General features: G+C 60.7%; 20 protein-coding genes. 6 read left to right on the top strand and 14 right to left on the bottom strand.

The genetic code is table 11. The annotated features are described in order from the left end of the window. Positions 1-95: 95 nt before the first annotated feature. From ugpC (ATY76_RS13030) to ATY76_RS12990, 9 genes are all read right to left on the bottom strand, one after another. Entirely contained in the window at positions 96-1166 is a 1071-nt protein-coding gene (gene ugpC / locus ATY76_RS13030) for a sn-glycerol-3-phosphate ABC transporter ATP-binding protein UgpC (protein ID WP_088675165.1), read from the bottom strand. Positions 1167-1231: 65 nt separating this feature from the next. Next, positions 1232-2533, bottom strand: coding sequence for a D-tagatose-bisphosphate aldolase, class II, non-catalytic subunit (locus ATY76_RS13025; RefSeq protein WP_088675164.1), 1302 nt, complete (start codon positions 2531-2533; stop codon positions 1232-1234). Continuing rightward, the gene (locus tag ATY76_RS13020) at positions 2530-3483 is read right to left on the bottom strand and encodes an SIS domain-containing protein (RefSeq protein ID WP_088675163.1); all 954 of its coding nucleotides are present in this window, start codon (positions 3481-3483) and stop codon (positions 2530-2532) included. The genes ATY76_RS13025 and ATY76_RS13020 overlap by 4 nt, the downstream gene beginning before the upstream one ends. Positions 3484-3494: 11 nt before the next feature. Next, positions 3495-4352, bottom strand: coding sequence for a carbohydrate ABC transporter permease (locus ATY76_RS13015; RefSeq protein WP_088675162.1), 858 nt, complete (start codon positions 4350-4352; stop codon positions 3495-3497). Then, entirely contained in the window at positions 4352-5269 is a 918-nt protein-coding gene (locus tag ATY76_RS13010; protein ID WP_088675161.1) for a sugar ABC transporter permease, read from the bottom strand. Before ATY76_RS13010 ends, ATY76_RS13015 begins: the two co-directional genes overlap by 1 nt. Further along, a complete protein-coding gene (locus tag ATY76_RS13005; protein ID WP_088675160.1) occupies positions 5266-6522 on the bottom strand; it encodes a sugar ABC transporter substrate-binding protein in 1257 nt (418 codons plus the stop codon). Before ATY76_RS13005 ends, ATY76_RS13010 begins: the two co-directional genes overlap by 4 nt. A gap of 34 nt (positions 6523-6556) precedes the next feature. Then, positions 6557-7516 carry a BadF/BadG/BcrA/BcrD ATPase family protein gene (locus tag ATY76_RS13000; protein ID WP_088675159.1) on the bottom strand — a complete coding sequence of 320 codons (960 nt, stop codon included), beginning with the start codon at positions 7514-7516 and terminating at the stop codon, positions 6557-6559. Next, positions 7513-8307 carry a DeoR/GlpR family DNA-binding transcription regulator gene (locus ATY76_RS12995; RefSeq protein ID WP_088675158.1) on the bottom strand — a complete coding sequence of 265 codons (795 nt, stop codon included), beginning with the start codon at positions 8305-8307 and terminating at the stop codon, positions 7513-7515. The genes ATY76_RS13000 and ATY76_RS12995 overlap by 4 nt, the downstream gene beginning before the upstream one ends. Before the next feature lie 161 nt (positions 8308-8468). Continuing rightward, the gene (locus tag ATY76_RS12990; protein ID WP_088675157.1) at positions 8469-9785 is read right to left on the bottom strand and encodes an alpha-glucosidase/alpha-galactosidase; all 1317 of its coding nucleotides are present in this window, start codon (positions 9783-9785) and stop codon (positions 8469-8471) included. Positions 9786-9887: 102 nt separating this feature from the next. Here ATY76_RS12990 and ATY76_RS12985 point away from each other — a divergent pair, with 102 nt between their 5' ends. Continuing rightward, on the top strand, positions 9888-10754 hold the full coding sequence (locus tag ATY76_RS12985; RefSeq protein ID WP_088675156.1) for a helix-turn-helix domain-containing protein: 867 nt from the start codon (positions 9888-9890) through the stop codon (positions 10752-10754). A 32-nt stretch (positions 10755-10786) separates the two neighbouring features. Here the strand turns inward: ATY76_RS12985 and ATY76_RS12980 are convergent, their stop codons facing one another. From ATY76_RS12980 to ugpC (ATY76_RS12960), 5 genes are all read right to left on the bottom strand, one after another. Then, positions 10787-13555 (bottom strand): glycoside hydrolase family 2 TIM barrel-domain containing protein, encoded by a 2769-nt coding sequence (locus tag ATY76_RS12980; protein ID WP_088675155.1) that lies wholly within the window; start codon positions 13553-13555, stop codon positions 10787-10789. Positions 13556-13655: 100 nt separating this feature from the next. Further along, positions 13656-14984, bottom strand: coding sequence for an extracellular solute-binding protein (locus ATY76_RS12975; protein WP_088675194.1), 1329 nt, complete (start codon positions 14982-14984; stop codon positions 13656-13658). A gap of 59 nt (positions 14985-15043) precedes the next feature. Further along, positions 15044-15889, bottom strand: a complete 846-nt coding sequence (locus ATY76_RS12970; RefSeq protein ID WP_088675154.1) for a carbohydrate ABC transporter permease — start codon at positions 15887-15889, stop codon at positions 15044-15046. After that, positions 15889-16779: a sugar ABC transporter permease gene (locus tag ATY76_RS12965; protein WP_088675153.1), complete on the bottom strand. Its 891-nt coding sequence runs from the start codon at positions 16777-16779 to the stop codon at positions 15889-15891. Before ATY76_RS12965 ends, ATY76_RS12970 begins: the two co-directional genes overlap by 1 nt. Continuing rightward, positions 16776-17870: a sn-glycerol-3-phosphate ABC transporter ATP-binding protein UgpC gene (ugpC, locus tag ATY76_RS12960; protein WP_088675152.1), complete on the bottom strand. Its 1095-nt coding sequence runs from the start codon at positions 17868-17870 to the stop codon at positions 16776-16778. The genes ATY76_RS12965 and ugpC (ATY76_RS12960) overlap by 4 nt, the downstream gene beginning before the upstream one ends. 146 nt (positions 17871-18016) lie before the next feature. On the opposite strand from ugpC (ATY76_RS12960), the gene ATY76_RS12955 reads away from it, so the two are divergent. The 5 genes from ATY76_RS12955 to ATY76_RS12930 all read left to right on the top strand — a co-directional run bounded on the left by ATY76_RS12955 (position 18017) and on the right by ATY76_RS12930 (position 26829). Further along, positions 18017-19027: a LacI family DNA-binding transcriptional regulator gene (locus tag ATY76_RS12955; protein WP_245309823.1), complete on the top strand. Its 1011-nt coding sequence runs from the start codon at positions 18017-18019 to the stop codon at positions 19025-19027. 723 nt (positions 19028-19750) lie between these two features. Continuing rightward, positions 19751-21013: an epoxide hydrolase gene (locus ATY76_RS12950; RefSeq protein ID WP_088675193.1), complete on the top strand. Its 1263-nt coding sequence runs from the start codon at positions 19751-19753 to the stop codon at positions 21011-21013. A gap of 248 nt (positions 21014-21261) precedes the next feature. After that, a complete protein-coding gene (locus ATY76_RS12945; protein ID WP_088675150.1) occupies positions 21262-23556 on the top strand; it encodes an FdhF/YdeP family oxidoreductase in 2295 nt (764 codons plus the stop codon). 442 nt (positions 23557-23998) lie between these two features. Then, positions 23999-25150: an HlyD family secretion protein gene (locus ATY76_RS12935; RefSeq protein WP_088675148.1), complete on the top strand. Its 1152-nt coding sequence runs from the start codon at positions 23999-24001 to the stop codon at positions 25148-25150. Positions 25151-25155: 5 nt separating this feature from the next. Continuing rightward, positions 25156-26829, top strand: coding sequence for an MFS transporter (locus ATY76_RS12930; protein WP_245309847.1), 1674 nt, complete (start codon positions 25156-25158; stop codon positions 26827-26829). Positions 26830-26836 lie beyond the last annotated feature (7 nt).

The raw sequence follows: 26836 nt of genomic DNA, 5'->3' as shown, positions 1-26836 counted from the left end.
GCATTGTTAATCGCATATTTGACCTGCGTAGCACTCAGATCGCGATATCAGTCAACCAATTATCCCCAGGGATCTGCTGCCGGTCGCTCAGACGATCAGAGCGGCATCAACCGCCGTTCAGTCTTGGCGTCGAATAGATGCAGCTTGCCGAGGTCAGGCGCAAGGACCACTTGGTCGCCGGCGCGCAGTTCGAGGCGCTCCCTCACCGTCGCGACAAGGGTATCGGCGCCTAGCTTGGCAGTGATCTGGATCTCGGCTCCGGTCGGCTCGACAAGGACGACCTCTGCCGTCACAGGGCCTTGTCCGATCGTCATATGCTCAGGCCGGATGCCGTAAATGATTTCGACGCCGCGCGTCAACGCTGCGCCTTGGGGCAGAGGCAGCCTCCCGCCACCATCGGCGAGGAATTCAAGAGGTCCCGATGCGCTGACCTGACCGCGAATGAGATTCATGCCCGGAGATCCGATGAAACCTGCCACGAACAGGTTGGCCGGTTCGTCATAGAGGTCCAAGGGGGAGCCTATCTGCTCCACGAATCCGTCTCGCATCACGACGATGCGATCGGCCATCGTCATCGCCTCGATCTGATCGTGTGTGACATAGATGGTTGTTGTCTTCAGCCGCTGGTGCAGCTGTTTGATTTCGGAGCGCATCTGAACGCGCAGCTTCGCGTCCAGATTGGACAGCGGCTCGTCGAACAGGAAGACCTGCGGATTGCGCACGATCGCACGGCCCATCGCCACACGCTGGCGCTGGCCGCCCGAGAGGTTCCTCGGATATCTTTCGAGCAGATGCTCGAGCCCGAGAATCTGGGCCGCCTCGCGAACACGCTGCTTGGTCTGCTCTCTGGGCGCCTTAGCCAGCTTCAGAGAAAAACCCATATTGGCCTCGACCGTCAGGTGCGGGTAGAGCGCGTAGGATTGGAAGACCATGGCGATGTCGCGCTCCTTCGGCGCAACATTGTTCACTACCTTGCTGCCGATCGAGATCCTGCCGTCGGAAATCTCTTCCAGCCCGGCGATCATCCGCAACAATGTCGATTTCCCGCATCCGGACGGGCCGACGAGGATGACGAACTCGCCGTCCTCGATATCGATATTGACCCCATGCAGGACTTCGAAGTGACCGTAGCTCTTACGGGCGTTCGCCACACTTACTGACGCCATGATTTTCTCCGGCTGATGTTCGCAGTTCGACGGGCAGCCCTTCGTGGAAGCGGCCGCAGGATTGCTTATTGCATTGCTGTCGCGGCAGAGTAGGGAGCCAGAGCCGCGTCGATGGCCGCAAGGCAAAGTTCGCGGGCGTTGGGAGCGATCCGCTTTGACACCACGTCGGGGTATAGTCTTGCCAGATACTGGCTGATCAATGACTCGGGGATGTCTCCGGGGAGCCGGCTGAACAGTTCGTCCACTGCCGCGGAGGCCCTTGGATTAGGCCAGTAATAGCGGATACGATCGCTATAGCTGAAATGCCGCTGCAGGCGCTCTTCTTCGGGGCTGCCGCTGTAGTGACCTGCCCAGTGCGCCGGTTGCTCCACCATGATTGCTTCCATGGCAGCGGCCAGTCCGGTAGTTTGCGCCGTCGTTCCGGCAAGCACGCCGGCGATCGCATCGAGACCGTAGAGCGCCTCGCGAAGCGCGAACGTCAGCCCAGGCCCCACTTTGAGGATGGCGAAGCCGCCGTCGATCAGAGCCGACAAGGCACTGGACGGCTGGTAGTCTGTGGAATGCGCTTCGAAAATCAGTCCGGGCATTTCCTCCAGCGACCGGATGAGGCCGATCGCTCTGTCGGGCTGGTAGAGCGCCACGTTCGTATTGCCGAACTCGACTCCCGGCTGGACCACCATGCCGATCACCCGCTCCATGGCGGAAGCCAAACCGGCTTCGGCAAAGGACACCCTGTGGACAGCCAGGGTCTTCAGCGCCGCATCGGCCCTCGTGATGTCGATTTCCTGAAGTGCGTGGGTTGCACCGCCGGGAGGCGGCACCTCTGTCCCGATGATATAGACGGGCGGCCGCCGGCCGGCGCGGTGAGCGGCCTCTTCGGCAGCCTTTGCCAGAAGTGCGGCGCGGGCGGCCGTCACTTCGTCCTCCAGTGCAGCCGGTTCGCCCGCGCAGCCCATCGACGTGTCCAGGTGGATCTTCTCAAATCCAGCCTCGACATAGGCCGCGACCATGGCGGACGCGCGCACCATCGCCTCATCGGCCGGCAGCTTCCTCCATGGGTTCGGGCCGAGATGATCGCCACCCAGGATGATGCGCTCGGCAGGAAAGCCAACGGCCGCGGCGATGTCCTCGATGAAGCGGCGAAAGTCCGCCGGCGTCATCCCGGTATACCCGCCTTCTTGATTGACCTGATTGCAGGTGGCTTCGACGAGGACAGGCCGGTCTTCTGCGGCTGCGCGCCGGAGTGCGGCCTCGATGACCAGCGGATGCGCGGAGCAGACCGAGGTGATGCCGCGTGGAAGGGCAAGTTTTCCCGTGCCCAGAAGCTTCTGCAAAGCGGTCTGGCGGTTCTCTTCGATCGCAGTCATGCCAGCTTCACGACCTTGGTCAGGTGACGGGGAGAAACCGTATCGATCTGCCGGGCCTGAGCGGCGCGTTCGCCAAGGACTTGCAGCGCCGGCAGGACGACCAGACCTGTAAGCGACAGATCGACATCCACGGCGAGCTCGACGTCGCCCGGACCGCCGAGGCCGATGACGACCGCACCCTTGTCTCTCAATTCGCCGACCAGCTTCGTCTCGGCCTCCCGCTGGTCCGAGCTGTAGAGCATCACGACAGCGGTTTTTTCGTCGACAAGGCTGATCGGTCCATGACGGTATTCCAGGGGGTGGAAGGCTTGCGTCATGATCTGGCTCATTTCCATGAGCTTCAGCGCTCCTTCCAGAGCGATGCCGAACAACGGACCTCCGCCGAGAAATACGAAATGCGTCCGATCGGCGATCATGGCGGGAAGCACACGATCGAGAGCGCCGGCGAGCTTGCGGGCGGCGCCGACAACGGAGCTCGGCACATGCTGCCCGATCATCTGCAGGCCAAGAAGGACCATCAGGCTCGCCGACACCGTCATGACGATACCTTCGTCAGAATGGGTCTCGGCAGAAATCATCCGATCGCAATTCCTCGCAAGAGAGCTTTCCGGCTCGACCGTCACGGCAGTGACGAATGCGCCGGCGGCCCGGCTTGCTTTTGCGGCAGCGACTGTCTCTGTTGTCTCACCGCTACGCGACAGCGCCACGACATGGGTGTCGCGCCAGTCGGGCCAGAATGCCGAAGGCCGTCTTTCCCATTCGGCGCCGGGCACCGCAATTGCCTTTCGCCCGGCGAGGTTGGAGTAGGCTACAAGCGAGAGCGCGAGATTGTAGGACGTGCCGCAGCCTACGAAGACCAGTAACCTGGAACCGCTATCGGCCGGATTTGCACCGATGGCTTTCTCCCAATAGGGAAATTGCTCGAAAATAACCTTTTCGGTCGTATTCATGAAGTCTCCGATTATTTAACCGAACCAGCCAGCAGGCCGCTGACGAGATAACGGTTGAGAAAAATGACGACGAGGGCGGGGATGACGATCGCGATCGAGCCGCTGGCCGTAATCAGCCCGTAGTCGATGAAGTTCTTCGTCACAAATTCAGGTATGAGCACCGTTAACGGCTTCGTCGCCTGCGGTGAAAAGATCAGTGGGACAAGATACTGTCCCCAGGCGCCCAGGAAGGTCAGGATCGCTGCCGCCGTCAGCCCCGGTCCGGCGAGCGGCAAGACGATGTTGAAGAAGATGTAAAGCCTGCCTGCGCCATCGAGCTGCGCCGCTTCCTCGAGCGCGATCGGAAGAGCTTCGAAGACGCTCCGCAACAGCCAGAGCGAGAGCGGCAGAAACGCCGAGACGTAGATCAGCGCGATGCCGACATAGGTATCGACGAGGTGCAGCTTGATCATGATCTGGTAGAGCGGGATCAGGACCGCGTAGGCGGGAATGGCGAGCGTCGCGACGACGGCAACGAAGATCGCCTTCCTGCCGGGGAACTGAAGCCGGGTGAAGGCGTAGGCTCCGAGCGCAGATATCGCAACGCAGAGCAGCGTGGCGGCGACCGCGGTGACAACGCTGTTCAGCAAGGCAGCGCGAAACTGCTTGAAGACTTCGACCCCTCCGATTCGGGCAATGTCGATGCCGAACAGTCGCGAATAATGATCCAGCGTGAAGTGCTGCGGGAAGAAGTTGATGGGTCGGACCGAGAAGTCTTCGCTCGGCGTGACCGAGCTCGCGATGGTCCAGTAGATTGGTCCGAGGGACCAGATCAGCAGCACCAGGACGCCGGCCCAGATCATCAGTCGATAGGTTAGGGTGGCTTTCATCAGTCGAACCGTGTGTTGCGGTATACGCGAAGGACGTAGACGAGCGAGATCAGCAGGGAGACGAGCGTGATCACCACCGACAGCGCCATCCCGTAGGAAAAGCGAAGGTTCTGGAACGTTTCCAGGTAGATCTGGACGAGCACCGGCCTTGTCTCGAGGCTGGCTCCAGCCAGGACCCAGGCTTCATCAAAGAGGTTGAAGGCATTTACCGTTGCGTTCGTCATCGCCACGGCGATTGCGCTTCGAACCAGGGGCAGTGTCACCAGGCCGAACATCTGGAAGCGCGTGGCGCCATCGATGCGCGCGGCCTCATAGAGATGCGCAGGGATGCTCTGCATTGCAGCCAGAACGATCACGATCGTCAGCGGCATCATCCGCCAGACGTGTACGATCGTCACGGCAATGATCGCGCTGGTGCGATCGTTGAACCAGACGTGATTTTCGAATGGAAGTCCGAGTGCGGAAAGAATGCCGTTCAGCAGGCCGGCGCCGGGTTGATAAATCCAAAGCCAGATGACGGAATTCACGACCCCAGGCAGCGCCCAAGGCAGTATCACCGCGGCAAGAACCCATTGGCGCCCGATCTTGATCTGGTTGATGAGCGCCGCCGCAAGCACGCCGAAGACAGTTTCCGCGATAACCGCCAGGACGACATACATGAGCGTGTTGCTCCAGGTCGTCGCGAGCTGGCCGTCGGAGAGCATCCTCGCGTAATTTTCCAGACCGACGAAGGGCGTGCCGGCCTGCATGGGATTGACCCTGTGCAGACTGTCCCAGACCGTTCGGCCCATCGGATAGAAGACGAGCGCCACCATCGTGATCACGATCGGGGAGATCAGCAGAAGCCCGAGGGTGGTGTCGGCGTTGAAGCCGACCCCACGCTTGCTTGACAGGCCTTCAGATGCGAAGGCGGTCATTGCGCCATCGCCTGCTTGGCAGCGGCAGCGATCGCCTCCACGGCTTGGTCGACGCTCATCTGGCCCTTGGCTGCGCTGTTGATCGCAGTGTTCACGCCACTCGAGAACTGCGGATACCAAGGCGGGGTGCCCTGCGGGAAAAGCGGCTCCACGGTCTTGGACTGCGCCACCAGAACATCGCCGCTGTTCAACTTGCCGTCCTGGTTCAACTCGGAGAGCGCGGACGTGCGTGTCGGCAGGAAGCCGTTTGCAGCATTCTTCTTCTGGAAGTCCTTGCTCGTGAACCACTTCACGAAGGCGATTGCCGCCTCCTTGTTCTGAGAGACGTTCGGAATGGCGAGCGCCTCGGGAAGGCCGAAGCTTCGCGTTTCGCCGCTCGCGGTCGGCACCAGGATGGCTTCCACCTGGCCGGCGACTTTCGACTGTTTGGGATCGTTCATCTGGCCGAGGCGTCCGGGCTCGCCGGAGATCATGATACTGGTAATGCCCTGGCCGAACATGCTTTCGTTGATCTGGCTGTCCTTGAGGCCGGTGGATGCCGGATCGACGAGCCCTTCCTTGAGAAGCATGAGTTCGAAAGCGAGCGCCTTGTAACCAGCCGAGTCGGGGGATGTGAAAAGCGGGTTGAAATCCTTGTCGAAAAGCTCTCCGCCGAAGGCCTTCGTCAACAGATACCAGCTCGTCGAGGCGCCCTCCGTTGCCGAAAGCGGCAGGCCGATCGGGTATTGCGTGATGCCCTTTTCCTTGATCTTCTTGGCGGCCGCGACGAGGTCGTCGAGCGTCTTGGGCATTTCCGCTACGCCGGCATCGGCAAAATGCTTTTTGTTGATCAGCATCACGCGGAAGTCGTTCGTATAGGGAACGCCGAGAAGCTTGCCATCGACGGTGAAAATCTTCGCCACGCCGATGTCTTTGACGCTGTCGGCATCGATTACGTCGTTGAGCGGCAGGAACCAGCCGGCGGCGCTGAACTGCCCTGTCCATGACCAGTCGAATTCGGTCACGTCGGCCGGCGCGGTGCCTGCGACCAGGGCCGTCACCAGCTTCGGCCGGATGTCGTCCCAGGAGAGCGTCTGCAGGTCGACGTGAATGCCGGTCTCGGCTTCGAAGTCTGCCGCGATGGTCGGCCCCTGGGGTGACGGCATCAATACCGTGATTGACTGGCCGGCGAGCGGCTTTGCGTCGTCAGCGAGGGCGGGCATGGCAATGGCCAGAGCCGCCGAAGCAAGTAGTCGCAAGACTAATTTGTGCATGTTCCCATCCCTCATTGTTTTCTTGATGCTCGGATTAAACTGCGTGCGTGCCGATGCCGTGGGCAGTGGTCGCGATTTGCCCGAACCAGCCTTCGTCCACAGGCCAGTCGAGAAGTTGGGCGGCAGCCAGGAGGGCGCCGCCAATGGGGGGAAGTTTCGGTGGCGCCGGAGGCTTGCCGATCCTGCGTCCGAGCGCTTCCAGCAGCAGCCGGCTGGAAAACGTGCCGCCGGCATAGGTCCAATCGGCATCTGCCCGGCAATGCCGCGAAATCGCGTGATGGTGTTTCGAGAGTTCGTCGGCTGCCTGCTCCAGCAGGCTGACGGCTCCCTCGTCACCCCCGCTCGCTACCCGATCCACGAGAGCTGAAATTGCTGCAATTTCCGCCCTTGGATTTGCGAGCGAACTCGCCCAGTCGCCAAGCCCGTTCATCGGATCGGCAGGATCGATGCGGAGTTGGTCGATCAAGGCCGACGCCAAAGCTGTCGGTGGAGCGCGCCCGTCCAGGCTTTGGCTGACGAGGTTGAGCGCCCGCTGCCCAATCCAGTGACTGCTGCCTTCGTCGCCGATCAGATCGCCCCAGCCGCCGGTTCGTGCCGATTTGCCCGCCTCGTTACGCGCCCAGGCCATGGAACCCGTACCGGAGAGAATGAGGATCCCCGGCTTGCCCGCGAAGGCGCCGAGATGGGCCGCGTCGACGTCATTCAGGACTTCGCGGCGAACATTCGGAAAGGCGCGCTGGATCGCATCGCGCTGCGAGGCGGACAGGCGCGCGACCTCACCATAGGCGGGAAGCCCCGCGGCGACCGCCATCAACTTCGTCTCGTTGCGAAACGGGAGCAGGTGCCGATCCAGCTCTTCCAGCCAGTTCGGATTGTCCATGGGATTGACGCCGCGACCGCGGGAACTGCGCAAAATGCGGCCGCTCCGATCTGCAACGGCAACGACGACCTTGCTACCGCCACCATCGATACCGAGGATCAGCTCGCCGCTCATTCCTTGGCTCCCAGCTCCGCAATCGTTGCGTCGACACCGAAATTCGCCAGTTCCTCGCGCCAATGGCGCGAAAGTGCGGAATCGGTAACGACCTTTGCGGTGTTCAGCGGCGCTACTTTGTAGGTCGCCATCGTCCCGAATTTCGATGAATCGGCGAGGACGAAGCGGTTCGCCGACCGAGCCAGCATACGGCGATTGAGGCTCGCTTCGGCGCTGTCGACGCTATAGATCGCCCCATCGGGACTGATGGCGCTTGCGCCGAGAAAGAGCTGGTCGAACCAGATCGTCTCGATCATCGCCTCCGCCTGCGGCCCCACGAGCGACGCGTTTTCGCTGCGCAGCTGGCCGCCGAGAAGAACGACTTCGAGGTTCGGAATGTTCAGGAATTCCTGCGCCACGGTCAGGCCATTGGTGAAGATCCTGAGTGGTATTGGGTTGATCCTGATGAGGCGCGCGAGCTGCAGCACCGTGGTGCCCGCATCGAGGAAGATCGCCGTGCGCGGATGCAGCAATTCATAGGCAGCAGTCGCAATGGCGCGCTTGGCCGACAGGTGTCGTTTTTCCCGCTCCTGAAACGCGACCTCGACCGAAGAGCCTTCCGCGATGCGGGCCCCGCCGTGCACGCGATCGATCGCTCCTTCCTGCTCGAGGATCTGCAGGTCTCTGCGCACCGTGGCAAGCGACGCGCCGATGGCGTCGGCAAGTGCCTGGATGGTGGAAAAGCCGTTCGCATAAAGATGGCTGCGGATTGCATCCAGACGATCGACCTTCACTCCGCCTGCCTGGTTCACCGAAAGCCTCCGAAAATTGTCTCCATATCGATCACACTTCCACTTGATATGATCAGAGTCAATCAGATTTTTGATCTTTTCTGATGTTTTGTTGATGAGGCAAAGGAAAACGCGCCGCGAGTATCGCGGCGCGTACCATGGAATCAGCTATGCCTGACGCGTCAGTGATATTCGGGCAAGAGATCGCCATGTGCCTCGACAAGATCGTCGACAAGGCCCCAAATCTGATCCGGGGAAAGTTCGGCGGAGGTATGAGGATCCAGGAGGGCGGCCTGATAGATACGCTCGCGGCTCTTTGTGAGAGCGGCTTCCACGGTCAACCGCTGCACCGAAACACTCAGGTTCATGACTGCGGACAGCTGAGACGGAATCCGTCCAATGCGAACAGGCTGAATTCCGTTCCTGTCGACATGGCAAGGCACTTCCACGATGCAGTCGTCGGGCAGGTTCTCGATCAGGCCGTTGTTTGGGACGTTCCCGTAGATCAGAGCAGGGGCGCCGGTTACGGCAGCGTGGATGATGCCGGCAGCATATTCGTTGCTGCGGCAGACCTCGATCGGCCTCTCGCCTTCCAGTTCCCGCCTCAGGGCATGCCATTCGCCTATCTGCACTTCGCAACGACGAATATATTCGTCCAAGGGGATGTTGAGCCGGTCAATCAGGTCGTTTCGGCCTTCCTTGATGTACCAGGAAGTATATTCCGAGAAATGTTCGCTCGACTCCGTCACGAAATGGCCGAGGCGCTTGAGCACATCGAAGCGAACGCGGTCATCGGCCGGGATGCTGTCTTCGTTCGCCAAGGCTTTCAACCGCGGATAAAGGTCTTCCCTTCGGCCGTCGCTGTCGACCTTCTCATATTTCAGGAAAAAGGCGACGTGGTTGATGCCGGCAGACAGGTAGTTGATGTCGGCGAGGTCTTCGCCAAGGCAATCCGCAAGGTGGGCGGCAGTGTGCTGCACGCTGTGGCACAGGCCGACCGTCCGTATGTCAGGCGCGAATTCCTTGATTGCCCAGCAGTTGATAGCCATCGGATTCACATATTGCATCAGCAGGGCCTGCGGGCAGACTTCCTGCATGTCCCGGCAGATCGCCTCCAGGACCGGGATCGTCCGCAAGCCGCGGAAAATGCCGCCAATACCAAGGGTGTCGGCGATCGTCTGACGCAAGCCGTATTTCTTCGGAACCTCGAAATCCGTCACGGTCGCCGGCTTGTAACCGCCGACCTGCATCATGAGGATTACGAAATCCGATGCGCGAAGAGCTTCACGCCGGTCCAAGGTGGCTTCGATCCTGACGCTGGAATGCCCGAGCGCTTCGCAGATCCGGCGGGCAACGATTTCAGAAGTCTTCAATCGCTCCGGATCGATATCGAACAGACTGATGACGTAGCTCCCCTGGCTTTGCGAGGATAAGACATCTCCCAGAATATTCTGCGCGAACACGGTGCTGCCGGCACCCACAAGGCAAATCTTCGGCATTGCAATCTCCCTATCGGTTGTGATTGCTTAATGCTCCTTCTGAATCAGAATTTCTTCCGGCAGCCAGACGAATAATTCCGGAATCCGAGTCGGGACCAGAAAATGAAGCGCAGTCACGACCGAACCGAGTGGATCTCATCGAGAGGCGAATTCCTGATCGAGCGCCACATAGCCGATGCGATGGCGGCAGCGCACTGGCACGACCATGTCGAGCTGAACCTGCTGATGGACGGCCGGATGACCTATCTTTTCAACGGCAGGCAGGAACAGGTGGCGGCCGGGCGGCTGGTCCTGTTCTGGGCGGCGATCCCGCACCAGACGATCGCCGTGACCGAAAACGCGCCCCTCGTGTGCGTCTATCTCCCACTCGTCGATTTTCTCGCTCTGCCCATAGACAGAGGAGCCCGGCAATCGATCATGCAGGGGCGCTTCCTGACGCAGGCAGATCAGGAAACGCCTGATCTTTCGATGTTTCCGCGGTGGGAAAGCGAATGGCAGTCAGGAGGCAATGCACGGCGGAAACTGATTGTCGAGGAGGTGCGATTGCGCATACGACGCCTGATCCTCGATAATGGCGAGACGGAAAATGCCGCGACACAATCAGCTCCGGCGCCTCTGGCAGGCCAGGCCGTCGGACACGTCGAACTACTGAGCGATCTGATCAATATTCATTATGCGAACCCGATCAGCGTTCCCGAACTCGCCCGGCTCGCAAACATGCATCCGAGCACGGCAAACAGTGCGTTCCGAAAGGTCCTCGGAATATCGGTCAACGAATATCTGATCCGATACCGGGTGGCGAGGGCGATGCAGCTTTTGACGGATACCGACGATCCCATCCTGCAGATCGGCTTTGACTGCGGCTTCGGCTCCAGCAGTCGCTTCTACGAGATATTCAAAGAGCGCACGGGGACCACGCCGCGTCATTTCCGCGAATCGGTGAGCGGGAGGAAAGCCGAGGCCGGCTGAGCCTGTCGTGACAGGCTCGTTCTTCGCGCAGCTCACGGCCTTGCCGCGAGCGTGAGGAGGCCGTCGTAGAGCGCCGTTGCCAGTGGATCGACATCCGGCGCTTCCCGGTTCAGCCGGAAGGTGGTGGCAACCAGCTTGCCGCGGCCGAGCCGTTTTTCGATGATGAAGGCGGCAGGTTTGTGGACCCAGCCGACGACGACACCGGCATGGACGCGACCTTGGAATTCCCAGGGACGGAAGCCTGTCATCAACTGGTGCGGCACGACGCCGGTGAAAGACATGTCGAACAGCGGACCGCCCGGAATATGAGCGAAAACGCCGTCCCTGCGCAGCCAGGAGAAGTTGCCGACCCAGTCGCCGCGCCAGATTGATTTATGACGGTTGACCAGGCCATAGCCCGGAAAGCTGAAATATGGGCCGGAAAGCATGCCGCCGCCGCCTGCATCGATCTCGATCGACATCGGACCGTCGCGCGGTGGCGTGTCGTCGCGAAGGCGGCCGGGATCCTTCGCAACGATCTGCAATACACGCTGACCGGAATGGATCGCCTCGACCCGTGCGGCATCGATGTCTCCAGTGACGAAGACATCCGCCTCGTTCGGCGAAACCATCACGTGACCAAGGGCTGACAACCGGTCGGAGAGGCCGTCATCGTCGGCGGCAAAGCGGATAGGCGCAAGTGCATGGCGCCTTCCGTATACGGCGATGGTCTCGGAGTTGCCGGACAAAATGGTTCCGTCGGGCGCAACGATGCGGAAGCCTGCCTTCTGAACGTCCGGTGCTGCTACCTTACGCGCGGCCGCGGATATGTCCGCATTGTGAACCTGCATCGGCGCAATGGCCGGCAAATCTATCGCGCCGTTTTCCGCGCCGAATTCCCAGAGAAGGCGCGTGCCTTCGGGCAGTGCCTTTCCACCGCTCGAAATCTTGATATCGAAGCGGGCCGTGCCTTCCTCATAGACAGCATGGCGTGCGGCCCCGGGAGCAATGACCACATCGGAATTGACGGCCGGCAGCGCCTCGGCGAAAACGCGCGGATTGCGCGCCATGTCCATCAGTCCGTTGCCTTCCCAATGAACGTCGGTGAACTCGGTGATCACATAGCCGCCGATCGGGGCGTGCGTGCGGATCACCTCGATCTCGTATTTCAGGTTCATGTATTGATACCATTGCACCTGCTCGATGAACCGGCCGAGATCGCCGAAAATCTGCCCCAGTCCGAGTTCGCGGAAACGCGCTTCGATGCCTTGCGGCAGCGCCGTGCCATCCGCCCAGGTCGCGCCATGGGCCATCCACCAGGGGTCGCCGCCATCCTCGCTGCGAAGACGGGCAGGGTCGGGAAGACCCCAGACGCCGAATTCGGAAAGGATGAGTGGCTCTTTCCGCGTGCGCACGGCTTCCTTATCAGTCGAGAAGGTCCAGTCGGCGTTGCCGGCGAACTCGCGGCAGAGCATCTCCCATTCCTCGCGGCGGTCTACCGTCGTCCGGTAGAAATGGTAGTCGTTGATGTCGGTCTTTAGGTGGACGTTCGGGAAGCATGCGGAATTGTCGACGACCAGACGCAGCGGGTCTTCCGCGCGCAGCCAGTCCACCATGGCGGAAATCCACTGCCGCTGCTCTGCCGATTCGCGCAAGCGGGTTCCCCAATCTTCGTTGATCAGGGTCCAGATCACGATCGAGGGATGGTTGCGGTCGCGTGCGAGGATGCCTTCCATCGTCCGGCGCAGACGCTCGGCGGAGGCAGGGGTGAAGGTTTCAATATTGGGGATTTCGGTCCAGATCAGCATGCCGAGCCGATCGGCAACCTCGTAGTAGCGCGGGTCCGGCACCTTGATGTGGCAGCGCAGGCAATTGAGCCCCATCGCCTTGGCCTTGCCCAACTGGTCTTCCAGCAGTTCGAGAGACGGCGGAGCGCCGAAACCATCCGGATAATAATCCTGGTCCAGGGCCGCGCGCAGATAAAGCGGAGCACCGTTCAGGTGCAGGAAGCCATCCTTGGCTTCGAACCGCCGGAAGCCGAACTTGTCCTTCCGGCTGTCGGTCGCGGTGCCGCCGGCGAAAAGGGTTACGCTGATCGAATAGAGGCTCGGGCTATCCGGCGACCATTGCGCCACAGTCTCCAGCTGGATCGAATGTTTGATCTTATGACCAGAGGCTGGAATCTCACCGGTATAAACGGTCTCGCCCTGCGGGCCGGAGATTTCGACTGTCAGCTTGCGTTCGGTCAAGCCGGTAAGCTCGGCTTCGAATTCGAGCCTGCCGTCCGGCCACATCGGATCGAGGCGAAGCGAGGAGATGTGAGCCGGATCACGCGCTTCAAGCCGGACAGACTGCCAGATGCCGCCCTGCGGGCCGTACCAGCTTTGCTTGCCGTGCGGGATTTCTGCAAAGTCGGTGCCATTTTCGTTGCGATGTGCATCCGGCAGAGAGGCCAAGACCTCGATCGTGTTATCAGCCTTCAAGAGATCCGCGGGGATGGTGAATTCGAAGGGAAGATAGCCGCCTTCATGACGGCCCAACTCGGTGCCGTTGATGGAGACGATGGCTAGATCGCTGACGGCAGCGAAGCAGATGGCGATTTCCCGGCCTATCCATTCCGCGGGAAGCAAGAAACCACGGCGATAGGTTGCCGATCCGAAGCTGACGGCCAGATCCTCGAAACAAGCCTGCCAGTGCGCCGGCACTTTCGCCTGCCGCCATTCCTGATCGGTTTCGTGGCGAAACTCCCATGCCCCATCAAGGGAAAGCGTTGCACGGAGCGGCGTGGCCACCGGGGCGGGCGACTGGGAGCGTGTGGTCATCTTATTGTCCCTGGAGATCAAGTATGTCGGTGGATCCGGGATACGCACGGCTGCGTATCCCGGCGGAAGACCAATCCCTGAGGAGGGGTTGAAAAAGCGTTCAGCGGTTGCGGCGCAGCACTCGCTCGACACCAGCTTGCATCGCTTCAACTGCGGCCTGAGGGTCAGTGCCCGTCAGCCACATGGCGTTGAGGTCCGTGATCATCGCGTTGTATACCGCACGCTGGTTCTGGATCTGCGGCAATGCTGTGGCGTTCTTGGCAGTGTCGGCATATTCGGCGCGATGCGGCAGAGCCTTGAATTCGGCAGAATTCAGGACCGATTGACGAATCGACAGATGGCCGGTGCGCGACCACTGGAAATTGTTGTCGTTCAGGAACTTGAGAAAGGCGAGCGCGGCCTTGGTCTTTTCCTCGCTGCGATTGGCATCCTTCGGAATCACCCACATATGGCTATCGGCCCACACGGATGGCTTCGCGTAGATTTGCGACACGTTCGCGACCCGATAATCCTTGAGCGCAACCTTGCCGCTCTTGGCCTGGGTGTCGTAGTTATCGACGCCCCAGGTGCCGTTGAGCAGGATGCCGGTTTCGCCGTTGAGAAACGCCTGCTCGGAGCCGGGATAATCGAGCGCCGGATTGGCAAGACCTTCCGCGAAGATCGTTGAGATAAGCTTGGCGGCATTCAGGCCTTCCGGCGTGTTGATGCCTGCCGTCTTCCCGTCGGCCGAGAGAACATCGACGCCCTGCTGCCAGAGCAGCGTGTCGAACAGGCGCACCATCATGCCTTCGGAGCTCTGCGCCTCCGAGCCGATATAATACTTGCCGGTTGCTTCCTTGAATTTCCTGCCCTGTTCGAGCAGCTCTTCAGGCGATTTCGGCAGGATCGGCGAACCGTCCGAATTGACGAGACCTGCCTTCTTCATCAGGTCCATGTTGATATGGAGGAGCAGCGCGTGAAGGTCAAATGGGAGGGCGTAAACCTCGCCTCCCGACGTGGCGTTCTTCAAGGCCGCCGGCACGAAGTCATCGGTCTGAACCCCGAGATCAGCCATCGGCTTGGTCAGCGGCGTCAGAAGGTCCCGGTTGGAGAAATTCGGCATGACCGAGGCATGCATCACCGCGACATCGGGGATGTTGCCGGTGGAATAAGTCGCCGTCAGCAGGTCGTAATAGGCACCCCATTCGGCCGTCTGGGTCACGACCTTGGCACCGATCGTGTTTTCAGCGTTGAACTTGTTGGTGAGCGCAGTGATGATGCCGCATTCGCCATTGGCCTTGGAGACATCCGTGACGTCGCCGTACTCGCTCTGGCACTCGCCAAAGAAGCGAAAGAGCGAGATTTCCACGGCCTGCGCTGTTCCTCCCAGGAGCGCAGTCATCAGCGTCGTGGCGAGCGCCAGACGTTGCAGCATTTTCGTCTTGTGCATCATATCCTCCTTGTCGATGCGGTTGTAGAAGCCCTTCCGGCGCGGCTGGTCGGCCGGCTCTATTTGCCGGCGCTCATGGCGACGCCTGCCACGATGAAGCGCTGGAAGATCAGGAATAGAAGAACGATGGGAAGGCTGGCGAAAACGGCCGAAGCCATCACGGCGCCCACGCCTTCCGAAAACGCGAAGTTGCCTTGGATCGAGGCGAGGCCGACCGTGACCGTGTACATGTCTGCCTTGGTCGCCGACACGAGCGGCCAGAGAAAATCGTTCCAGGCGAAGATGAATGTGAAGAGGCCGAGCGTCGTCAATGCCGGCACGGAGAGCGGCAACATGATCTTCAGAAAGATCGTCAGCCGCGAGGCGTGATCAATGGCGGCTGCTTCCTCCAGCTCCTTCGGAACGCTCCGGAAGAACTGCATCATCAGAAATACGCCAATCGGCACGGCGATGCGCGGCATCACCAGCGCAAAATGGGTGTTATGCAATCCCCAGCCCGAGATCATGGTGTGGAGCGGAATGAACACAGCCTGCTCGGGCACCATCAGGCCGGCGACCATCAGCATGAACAGCGTCTTCTTGAGGGGGAATTCCAGCCGCGCGAAGGCATAGCCCGCCATGGACGAGACGACCAGAACCAGGAACGTCATCGTGACCGAGACGATCAGGCTGTGCATCAGCCAGCGTGGCACCGTCTCGAGCTTCAGCAGGCCGAGATAATTGTCGAGCGTAAACGGGATCGGCAGGAAGCCGGCCGTCGAACGCATCAGCTCGGCATTCGGCTTCAGCGACATGGTGACGACCCAGATGACCGGTACAAGCCAGAGGATCGCGAAGGCGATAGTGGCGCCGAGGATGAGAAGATCGGTGGCGCGGCGCAGGCCGCGGTTGCGGGCGCTTGCCATTATTCGTCTCCCCTGCGGCCGAGCCAGAGCTGCAGCATGGTGAAGCCCAGCATCAGGATGAATAGGCCGAAGGACATCGCCGTGGCGTATCCGACCTGCCAATCGCGGAAGCTTGTCTCATAAATATATTGGACCAGCGTGCGCGTGCGATTGGCCGGGCCTCCCTGTGTCATCAGGTGCGCCTGGCCGAAGATCTGGAACTGCCCGACGATCTGAAGGACCAGAACAAGGAGCACCGTATGACGGATCGAGGGCAGGGTGATGCTCTTCAGGACCGTGAAGCGGCTGGCGTGATCAAGTTCGGCCGCTTCATAGAGCTCCGGCGGAATCTGGCTGAGTGCAGCCAGAAACAAGGCCATGGGAAGACCGACGCCCCACCAGAGCGTTGTCAGTGCAATCGAAGGCATGGCGAGCGTCGGGTGGCCGAGGAAGTTGATCGGCTTAACGCCGATGGCATTGAAGAGCGGTACCAGCAAGCCGTTGTCAGCGGAAAGCACCATCGACCAGATCAGCGTGACGACGGACACCGAAAACACGCTCGACATGAAGAAGACAGAGCGCAGCACGCCTTTGAGCCGACCCTGACCGAAGACTGCAAGAGCCAGCACCAGTGCCAGCAGCGTCATGGTCGGCACGGTCATGGCGACGAAAGTCAGGGTGTTTCCCACCGCCTTCCAGAAGATCGTGTCGAACCACATATCCTCGTAATTTAGCAGGCCGACATACTTCCGGTAATCACCGGCAAGCTCCCAGTCGTGGAGACTGATCCACAATCCCTTGAAGAAGGGGTACACCAGGAAGGTGGCATAGATCACCGCGAAGGGCGCGAGGAAGAGATAGGCGGCGAGCGCATCGCGCCTGCGCGCCGCGGCCTGACTGGTGGCATTCATGCTCCACCTCCGAAATGGAGGGTGATCGAAGCCTCAGCTGCGTCGAACACGTGGCGCGTGCCCGGGCCAATCGCGAAACGGGCAACGGAGCCGATCGAGGGCGCCGCCCCGCCGCGAAGTTCCGAAACGATCGATGTGCCATCGGCAAGCGTCGCATAGACGAGCTGCACCGAACCGAGCTGCTCGACGACATCGACAATACCGCTCAGCGGACCTTCATCCGCCGGCGACAGAATTTCCGGTCTCAAACCGAGAGTGACCTTGTCGCCTTCGGCAGGCCTGGTGCGCACCTTGGCGATGATGCGAGCGTTGCCAGCACAGGCCAGTTCGACCGTTTCACCCTCCACGAACGTCACGGTTGCCGGGATCAAGTTGATGTGCGGCGCGCCGAGGAAGCCAGCCACGAAGGCATTGGCAGGGCGGTCATAAAGCTCGATCGGTGCGCCGGCCTGTTCGATATTGCCGCCTCTGAGGACCACGATGCGATCCGCCATGGTCATGGCTTCGGTCTGGTCATGGGTGACATAAATCATGGTTGCGCCGAGGCGGTGATGGAGCTTGGCGATCTCGGTGCGCATCGATACCCGAAGGGCGGCATCAAGGTTGGAAAGCGGCTCGTCAAACAGAAAGACATCCGGCTCCCGCATAATTGCGCGGCCGATCGCAACACGCTGACGCTGACCGCCAGAAAGCGCCTTGGGCTTTCGATCGAGATATGGTTCGAGCTGGAGGATTGCCGCGGCCTTGTCGATCCGCGAGACGATCTCAGCCTTGGGCGTGCCGATGTTGCGCAGGCCGAAGGCCATGTTCTCGCGGGCGGTCATATGCGGGTAAAGCGCGTAGTTCTGGAAGACCATGGCGACGCCGCGGTCACGCGCGGCGATATCATTGACCTTGTGGCCGCCGATCAGGACGTCGCCGCCAGTAATGGTCTCGAAGCCGGCGACCATGCGCAGAAGGGTGGATTTGCCGCAGCCGGAAGGTCCGACGAAGACAACAAATTCACCGTCCTCTATCGCGAGTGAAATGTCGTGGATGACATCCACCGCGCCGTACTTCTTCGACACTCCCGCCAGCGTTACACCCGCCATGCACTCCTCCCAGAGTGATTAGTTATAAATTACCACCTATAACTAAAAATATTAGCAGGCAAGCCCTCGGCGCTTTTCTGTTCACAAAACTTCGTGCTAATCGGTAGCCAGTCTTCCGAGGGGTGCGCGTGATCAAAAAGCCGACAATGTCCGACATCGCCACTGCCTGCGGCGTTTCGCAGGCTACGGTCTCGCTCGTGCTCAACAATGCTCCGGGAACCCGCATATCGGCGGCAACGCGTGACGCGGTGTTGAGTGCGGCAGTCCGGATGGGATACAGCACGGCCGTGCGCCGGACCGGCAGGCGTCCGCTGATCGCCATGCTCATCAATGAGGTGACGAGTTCGCCCCATGTCGCCGGCCTGATCGACGGGGCCGGAGAGGCGGCCAACGAGCTTGGCTATCTGCTGTCGGTGATGCCGACGGATGCCGATGGAGAGGCGGAGCAGGCGGCTCTCAATCATCTCGCGACGCTGTCTGTTGCCGGGGTCATCTATGCGCGGCTGATCACCCAGCAGGTCACGCTTCCCCCGCAGCTCACTGAATGGCCGACGGTCCTCTTGAATTGCTACGCTGTCGAAAAACCTCTGCCGAGCGTGGTGCCGGGAGACCTCTCGGCAGTGATGAAGGCGACGCTGGCGCTGATCGATGCCGGCCACACCCGCATCGCCTATATCGGCGGAGAGGATTCGATCGAAGCTTCCCGCGAGCGGATCAAGGGCTATCGTCGAGCCCTGACCATGCGTGACATTCCCGTCGATAATCATTTGATCATCAAAGGGCGCTGGACAATTCAAGGGGGCTATGCCGCCTTCAAGCGCCTTCAGGTGCTCGATGACCGGCCGACGGCAATATGCTGCTTCTGCGACCGCATCGCCATGGGTGTCTACGAGGCAGCGAAGGAGGCCGGCTTACAGATCCCGCGAGATCTCTCCGTCATCGGTTTCGACAACGAATCCTATTCCGGCGACATGCTGCCGCCGCTCACCACCATGCAGCTGCCCCATGCCGACATGGCGCGCTATGCGGTCGAAAAGCTGGCCGAGATGATCGCCGCGCCGCGGATGCAGCATGACAATCACAAGGTCAAGCTGGAGTGCGACATGATCGTGCGCCAGTCGGTTGCCGCGCGGGTCGCTTTCAGAAAACAGTCTTAGGCTTGATAGGTGTTCCCAGCAGGGGTCGCCTTGGTCGACAAGCACGGATGCTTGAGCCCTGATCGCTTCATTGCCGGTGCCGCTTGCTTCCCCGGCCGACTGATCCTCGTTTCGGTCCTCGGAAGTGCTGGACTGATGACAGCTCCGACTGCAGAGGCGAAGGCCCCGGTTCATCGCGGAACAGGTGAGTATCAGGGAACTACGCTTGTTTGACTTCTCCGGAGCGGAATCCAGCATTCGTCGATCCTCGATTATTTGATCTCTGGCCAGCGCCGAATCTCGATCTTTCAGCTTTTTTCCCGGCGACACCAGGGGGGGGTGCGCACCGGGATTGAGGGACGATCTGCGCACGATAATCCGCTGATCTGGTTCGCCGTATTCCATAGAACGATAAATTCCGAAATCGTTGAATGAGGTGATGCTCGTTTCAGCCGAGCTCCTTTGCGGCGCGTGCCGAAAGGCAGTGTCGACGATGTCGGATTTTTTCAACGGACGAGTAATGTCAGGATTTGTATCAACGCGTATCTGACGACTTCGACGGTACAATCCGTGACAAAAGAGATATCGCGACGAAACATATGTGATACTTCCGCCGCCTAGCACTCCCCTTGCGAGTAGTTGCAGAACGACAGGCGAAGGAGAGTTTCAGTGACCAATATTGCCCAGTTTTCCAGGTCGAACCCGTTATTTGTACGCGCGGTCGCGATCGCGCTCGGATCGACCATGCTTATATCGACGGCTTATGTTCAGTCCGCTGGCGCGGCAGAAACGAGCGCGCCGATCGCGCAGACGCGGCCAGCGTCGGACGAGAGTATTCGGCCGTTTCACGTTCACGTCGCGCAGAGCCAGCTCGATGATCTCAAGAGACGGATCGCAGAAACGCGCTGGCCGGATAAGGAGACCGTCGGAGATATCTCTCAGGGCATCCAGCTCGCGCGCGTCCAGGAGCTCGTCCGTTACTGGGGGACCGACTATGATTGGCGCAAAGCCGAAGACCAGCTCAACGCCCTGCCGCAGTTCGTCACGACGATCGACGGGGTGGACATCCAGTTCATTCACGTCCGCTCCCGCCATCCGAACGCCCTCCCGGTTATCTTGACCCATGGCTGGCCCGGCTCGATGTTCGAGTTCATCAAGGCGATCGGCCCTCTCACCGACCCGACTGCCTATGGCGGCAAGCCGGAAGACGCCTTCGACGTGATCATTCCGTCGATCCCCGGCTACGGCTTCTCCGGCCGGCCGACGGGTCAAGGCTGGGGGCCCGACCGCGTCGCCCGCGCCTGGGATGTCCTGGTAAAGCGGCTGGGCTACACCCATTACGTCTCGCAGGGCGGCGACCACGGCTCGGTGATCTCGGATGCTTTGGCAAGGCAGGCACCGGCTGGTTTGCTGGCAATCCATCTGAACATGCCGGCGACGGTGCCTGGCGAACTCATGCGGGGGATCAATAGCGGCGACGCGGCCCCTGCCGGACTGTCCCAGTCCGAAAAGGAAGCCTACCATTCCTTGAGCGTGTTTTTCGGCCGCAACGCCGCCTACGGCGCCATGATGGTCACCCGGCCGCAGACGATCGGCTATTCGCTCTCGGACTCGCCGTCCGGACTAGCGTCGTGGATCTATGAGAAATTCGCGCAGTGGAGCGACAGTGACGGCGTTCCCGAACGCGTCTTGTCGAGGGATGACATGCTGAACGACATCACGCTCTATTGGCTGACCAACACGGGCGCGTCATCATCCCGCTTCTATTGGGAAAATAACAACAACAACTTCAGCTCCGAAGCGCAGAAGACCAGGGACATAAAGATCCCGGTCGGAATCTCGGTCTTCCCGAAGGAAATTTACAAAGCGCCGGAGAGCTGGAGCCGCCAGGCCTATCCTTCCCTGGTTTACTACCACCAGGTGGAGCGAGGCGGGCATTTTGCCGCTTGGGAACAGCCGCAGCTCTTCGCCGAAGAATTGCGGGCGGCCTTCAAGCCGGTTCGTTAATTCCGGTTCAATCCCGCGGCCCGTCCATCGAGGGGCCGCGCCCTTGTCCGTTCATATTGTCGGGGCTCCGCGGATGGTTTCCACGACAGAGGCATCGAGGGATGAGCCTCGCGGACCGCGACGGCGAACGCGCCCGCGGGCCTATCCCAGTGTACTATGTCCGTCGTCCGACTTCGGCACTATCTTTCTGGCGGTCGCGCCCGTGCGTCCAGATCACAAAGCTATCAGAGCCTTGAGGAGTTGCCGACATGAAAGATAAGCGTCCGGAAGGTATCGAGCAGTATGATCGCCCGGCTGGCGGATGGGATGCGCTCAAGGCCGTCGCAAAAACGCTTGCGCACCAACAAGTGGTCGCGCAGGGGGCGATGACATTGCTCAAAGCGAACCAGCCGGAGGGTTTCGACTGTCCCGGCTGCGCCTGGCCCGATCCCAAGCACACATCGTCTTTCGAGTTCTGTGAAAATGGGGCGAAGGCCATCACCTGGGAATCGACCGCAAAACGATCGGGACCGGATTTTTTCGCTGACCATGCCGTCTCGGAGCTTTGGGAATGGACCGACCACAAGCTGGAAGATGCCGGCAGGCTGACTGTGCCGCTGCGCTACGACGCTGGCAGCGATCGCTACGAGCCGATCGATTGGAATGCCGCTTTCGAATTGATTGCGCAAGAATTGAACAAGCTCGACGATCCGGATCAGGCCGAATTCTACACTTCGGGCCGCGCCTCCAACGAAGCCGCCTTCCTCTACCAGCTCTTCGTGCGCGCCTATGGGACGAACAATTTCCCCGACTGCTCGAACATGTGCCATGAAGCCACCAGCGTCGGTCTTCCGAAATCAATCGGCGTCGGCAAGGGCACGGTCACTCTTGATGATTTCGATCACGCCGATGCAATCTTCAGTTTCGGCCATAACCCCGGCACCAACCACCCGCGCATGATGACCACGCTGCATAATGCAGCCCGCCGAGGCGTGCCGATCGTGGTGTTCAATCCCCTGAAGGAACGTGCACTGGAACGATTTGCCGCGCCGCAGGATCCGGTGGAGATGGCGACCTTGTCGTCCACGCCGATCGCTTCGGCCTATCACCAGGTGCGAGCCGGCGGTGACCTTGCCGCGCTGAAGGGTATCATGAAAGCCGTTTTCGAGCTGGATGCGGCAGATCGGGAGGCCGGAGGCCCAGGACTGCTCGATCGCGCTTTCATCGAGGAGCACACAGTTGGGTTCGAGACGCTGCAATCGGACCTGGAAAACACGCCGTGGGAGAGGATCATCTCCGTCAGCGGCCTTTCCAAGGAAGCGCTCGAGAGCGTAGCGCGCATCTATGCCAACGCCAAAAATGTCATCGTCTGCTACGGCATGGGCATAACGCAGCACGCCAAGGGCACCGGCAATGTGCAGCAGATCGCCAATCTGCTGATGCTCCGCGGTAATATCGGCAGGCAGGGCGCCGGCATCGCGCCGATCCGCGGCCATTCCAATGTGCAGGGCGATCGGACGGTGGGGATTACGGAAATCCCGAACCAGGCGCTGCTCGACGGCATGGAACGCGCCTTCGGCTTTCGCCCGTCCGACAAGAAGGGACACAATGCCGTGGAGGCAATCGAGGCTATCGCCGCGGGCAAATCAAAGGCGCTCGTCTGCCTCGGAGGCAACCTGGCCGTGGCGATGTCCGATCCCGAACTGACCTTCGATGCCATGCGCAAACTCGATCTCGCCGTTCACATCGCAACGAAGCTCAATCGGTCGCATCTCCTTACTGCCAAGACATCGGTCATTCTGCCTTGCCTCGGCCGCACCGATCTCGACACGCAGGCCTCAGGCCCGCAGGCCGTGACGGTGGAAGATTCCATGTCGATGGTCCACGCATCGCGAGGCTTCCTGAGACCGCCCGGAGAGATGCTAAAATCGGAACCGGCGATCATTGCCGGCATCGCGAGGGCGACCCTTGGCGATCGCCACGGGATAGACTGGGAATGGCTCATCGGCGACTACGACCGTATCCGCGACAAGATCGAGCACGTCTTTCCCGATTTTAGGGATTTCAACAGGCGGGTGCGGGCGCAGGGCGGTTTTCGCCTCGATGTCGCGGCCTCATTCCGCCGCTGGAACACGGAAAACGGCAAGGCCAACTTTCTCGTGTCGGCGGGCCTCGACGAAGATCCTCTCCTCGACAATCCCGATGCCCTTGTCCTCACCACGATCCGCAGCCATGACCAATATAATACGACCATATACGGGCTCGACGATCGCTATCGCGGGGTCTTCGGCCGGCGCGACGTGATCTTCATGAACAGGGGCGATCTGGCACGCCGCGGCCTGAAGGATGGCGATCGCATCGACATTCGCGGACTTGCCGGACAAGACGAGACCGAGCGCGTCGCGCGGGGATTTACCGCCGTTGCCTACGACATCCCAAGCGGTTCCGTTGCCGGATATTATCCAGAAATGAATGTCGTCGTAGCGATCGACCACTACGACCATCTTTCCGGCACGCCGTCCTACAAGGGTGTGCCGATCACGGTGGCGGCCGCCGCGATGTAACAGGGCATGAAGCATGTATGGCGACCGTGCGGCATTGCCATTGCATGAGGCAATGGCCGCAACGGCATTCGCCATGGCACTGCTTCTGACTTCCTCGGACCCGCCCTACACCTATGTATAATTCACCCGAGCTCGGCGCGGGTTTAGCGTTTCCCCATCGAAAGACAGGCTGCCGGCAAGAGGGCAGCGGGGGATATGGTCATGTACAGGAATTCGGTCAGAGGCTCTGCTCAGTCGGATGACTCCTTGACGGCCCCTGCGGCCGCCTGCGCCATAGGCGCAATGGCTGCCTGCGCTTTCCTCGGCAATCCGCCAAGCTTCGCGACGATGATGGCGGCCGCTTGCTGGATGCTTTTGCCCCGCACCGAACATGTCTCTGTCAGCCCGGCGACCGCGACGAGAAGCGTGTGTGCTGAAGCCCGCAAAACGGTGTGAGGCGGTAATGGACACCCATCCCAATCATGTTTCGAAGCACTTTCCTTCGGCTCCCGCCAAGGCGGCTGCCCAAGCCGAGCAGCCGGCGGCTCCCGTACGTCCGGCGGTCACCGCGGCCGACTTCAGGCGTCTCGTTATTCCATTCGCCGCGGTTGCCGCCGTCAGCGCAGCCGTTGCCTGGGCGATCGTCGACTGGAACAGCTGGGTTGCGGACGCGGACCGCCAAGCCACCGACGATGCCGTTATCAGCGCCGATGTCTCGACGCTGAGCGCGCAGATCAGCGGGATCATCAAACGCACGCCGGTCGCCGACTATCAGAAAGTGACGAAAGGTCAGGTGCTGGCAGAGATAGACTCCCGCGAATATGATGCCGCGGTCGAAGCGGCGGGCGCCAATCTCGCCTCGGCACAGGCCTCTCTCGCCAACCTCGCCAATCAGATCGAATTGCAGAGGGCGGTCTTGCGGGCGGCAGAGGCGCAGAATGCCTCGGCGCTTGCCCAGCAGACGCAAACTGAACAGGAATTCCAGCGGCAGAAGCAGCTCGGCGGGGCAACATCCCAGCATGAACTTCAGCAAGCCCAGTCGGCCTATCTGCAGGCGGTGGCCACGGTAAATTCCACCGCCGCGGCGATCGAACAACAGCAGGCGCAGCTTAAGGTTCTGCAGGGCCAGGAGCCCCTCTTGCAGGCGGAGGTCAGGGCGGCACAGGCAAACCTCGACACGGCGCACGTCCGCCAGAGCTACACGCGCATCGAAGCGCCGTTCGACGGGATTCTCGGCCGCAGGTTCGTCCATGAGGGCGATGTCGTCGGCGCCGGCACCGGCATCGTTTCCGAAATTCCTCTGCCGAACGTCTATATCACTGCCAATTTCAAGGAGACGCAGCTAGCCCGGATGACGCCCGGCCGCAGCGCCGAGATCACCGTCGATACATTCCCCGGACAGGTACTGCACGGCAAGGTCGCCGACCTTTCGCCGGCCAGTGGTGCGATCTTCGCCCTCTTGCCGCCCGACAATGCAACCGGAAACTATACGAAAGTCGTCCAACGCATTCCCGTCAGGATAGAGCTTGATCCGGGTCAGCCCATGATTGGCCAGCTGAGACCGGGAATGTCGGCCGTCGTGACGGTCGATACCCCTGCCGGAGCCAGCCGGTGAGCCAGATGTCGCTCGTGTTCGGTCCGCTGACCAGCGGCAGGACCGCAAGCCGTCCCTATCTCATCGTCGCCGCGCTCCTCCTGGCATCCTTCGTCGTCGGCTTCGACACGCGGGTATTCTCTGTCGGCCTTCCGGATCTGCGCGGCGCCTATTCGCTCGGTGCCGACGAGGCATCCTGGCTGAGCACGATCGCCAACGCGCCGCAAATTCTCATCGCTTCGGCAGTCGCCTGGCTTGTCACCGTCTTCGGCATTCGCCGCGTCATGATCCCGTCCGCGCTCCTCTATGCCGCCGTCTCGCTTGCCATTCCTCAGATCACGGGCGGGACGGCGCTTTTCGTGCTCCATGCGCTGAGGGGGCTTCTGCTCGGTGTGTTCATCCCCGCGACCCTCATGGTGATATTCCGGAACCTTTCGACCAAATACTGGCTGATCGGCATCGGGCTCTATGCGCTGCGTGTCCCTCTGTCGCAGAGCCTCGGCTTCGTGCTGGTCGGCATCTACGGCGACTATCTCGGCTGGCAGTGGCTTTATTGGCAGGATGTGATCGTCGCCCCTGTCATCGCGCTCCTGCTGGTCGTTGGTGCGCCGAAGGAAGAGATCAACATCGGGCTGCTGGAAAAGGCCGACTGGGGCGGAATGCTGCTGCTCGGATCATCGATGACGATGCTCTACGTCGCGCTCGACCAGGGCAACCGGCTCGACTGGTTCCAATCGGGTGTCGTGACCTCGCTGCTGGTTGGCGGAGCGGTTCTCGCAGCCTGCTTCCTCGTCAATGAAAGCCTTGTCGAGCGGCCCTGGGCGCATGCAAGCGTCATCCTGTCGCGCAACATCGGCATCGGCTATGCCGTCATCATCTGCTTCAGTCTCAGCAGCGCCGGCGGTTCCATTGCCGTTCCCGGCTTCCTGCAGAATGTCGGCGGCCTGAGGCCAATCGCCGCCTCCGACCTCTATTTCGCAGGCGCGGTCATTCCGGTGTTTCTATTCACGGCGATGGCGATCGTCCTCCAGCGCCGAGTAGATTCGAGGTTCTGCATCATCATCGGTCTTCTGATGATGGCGGCAGGGGCGCTTTTGGGATCTCAGCTGACCAAGGCATGGTCAGCCTCGAATTTCCTGATTCCGGTGCTGTTGTACACAGCCGGCCAGTCATTCGCCTTTCTCTCGACCGTCGTTTATCTCATCGCCAATTCGGACGCCACACGCTCGACCGCCGTATCGGCCTACATTCAGGTCATAAGGCTTGGCAGCGTCGAACTGGCCACGAGCCTGATGACCACCTGGCTGCGGCAGCGGGAGCAATTTCACTCCAATGTGCTCGGACACCGGATCACCGCCGCCTCACCTGAGCTTCATGCATGGACGTCGAAAATAGCCTCGCTTCTCGATGGGCATGCCCGCGGTGGTCTCGAGACACTGTCGATTGCCGCGACGCAACTGCGCGCACAGGCTTATGTCCTGGCCTATTCCGACATATTCATGTTGTCCTTCTGGTCGGCAGTATCGGGTCTGCTTCTGGTTTCCCTGATGGGCGCAATGCCCTTCGGGCCGCTGCACCCCGACTATACGCATGAGCAGACGCGGGGCGGCGGAAAACAGCAGAACCCGAAGATAAATGCGAGAGACAAGAGCGCGAAAAACGCGGTACCGTCGCGTGGCCGAAGCGGGGGCAAGGTATAGCGACCGC

It is taken from the genome of Rhizobium sp. R339, assembly GCF_002211395.1.
GTDB lineage: Bacteria > Pseudomonadota > Alphaproteobacteria > Rhizobiales > Rhizobiaceae > Rhizobium.
This window is presented reverse-complemented; position numbering and strand designations above follow the sequence as displayed.

Coding starts and splice junctions, on each gene's coding strand:
- ATY76_RS12975 (WP_088675194.1), bottom strand. CDS start 14,984: ATGCACAAGACGAAAATGCTGCAACGTCTGGCGCTCGCCACGACGCTG.
- ATY76_RS13025 (WP_088675164.1), bottom strand. CDS start 2,533: ATGACTGCGATCGAAGAGAACCGCCAGACCGCTTTGCAGAAGCTTCTG.
- ATY76_RS13020 (WP_088675163.1), bottom strand. CDS start 3,483: ATGAATACGACCGAAAAGGTTATTTTCGAGCAATTTCCCTATTGGGAG.
- ATY76_RS12950 (WP_088675193.1), top strand. CDS start 19,751: ATGCTTATATCGACGGCTTATGTTCAGTCCGCTGGCGCGGCAGAAACG.
- ugpC (WP_088675165.1), bottom strand. CDS start 1,166: ATGGCGTCAGTAAGTGTGGCGAACGCCCGTAAGAGCTACGGTCACTTC.
- ATY76_RS12955 (WP_245309823.1), top strand. CDS start 18,017: ATGTCCGACATCGCCACTGCCTGCGGCGTTTCGCAGGCTACGGTCTCG.
- ATY76_RS13015 (WP_088675162.1), bottom strand. CDS start 4,352: ATGAAAGCCACCCTAACCTATCGACTGATGATCTGGGCCGGCGTCCTG.
- ATY76_RS13000 (WP_088675159.1), bottom strand. CDS start 7,516: ATGAGCGGCGAGCTGATCCTCGGTATCGATGGTGGCGGTAGCAAGGTC.
- ATY76_RS12945 (WP_088675150.1), top strand. CDS start 21,262: ATGAAAGATAAGCGTCCGGAAGGTATCGAGCAGTATGATCGCCCGGCT.
- ATY76_RS12990 (WP_088675157.1), bottom strand. CDS start 9,785: ATGCCGAAGATTTGCCTTGTGGGTGCCGGCAGCACCGTGTTCGCGCAG.
- ugpC (WP_088675152.1), bottom strand. CDS start 17,870: ATGGCGGGTGTAACGCTGGCGGGAGTGTCGAAGAAGTACGGCGCGGTG.
- ATY76_RS13005 (WP_088675160.1), bottom strand. CDS start 6,522: ATGCACAAATTAGTCTTGCGACTACTTGCTTCGGCGGCTCTGGCCATT.
- ATY76_RS12970 (WP_088675154.1), bottom strand. CDS start 15,889: ATGGCAAGCGCCCGCAACCGCGGCCTGCGCCGCGCCACCGATCTTCTC.
- ATY76_RS12980 (WP_088675155.1), bottom strand. CDS start 13,555: ATGACCACACGCTCCCAGTCGCCCGCCCCGGTGGCCACGCCGCTCCGT.
- ATY76_RS12935 (WP_088675148.1), top strand. CDS start 23,999: ATGGACACCCATCCCAATCATGTTTCGAAGCACTTTCCTTCGGCTCCC.
- ATY76_RS12965 (WP_088675153.1), bottom strand. CDS start 16,779: ATGAATGCCACCAGTCAGGCCGCGGCGCGCAGGCGCGATGCGCTCGCC.
- ATY76_RS13010 (WP_088675161.1), bottom strand. CDS start 5,269: ATGACCGCCTTCGCATCTGAAGGCCTGTCAAGCAAGCGTGGGGTCGGC.
- ATY76_RS12930 (WP_245309847.1), top strand. CDS start 25,156: ATGTCGCTCGTGTTCGGTCCGCTGACCAGCGGCAGGACCGCAAGCCGT.
- ATY76_RS12985 (WP_088675156.1), top strand. CDS start 9,888: ATGAAGCGCAGTCACGACCGAACCGAGTGGATCTCATCGAGAGGCGAA.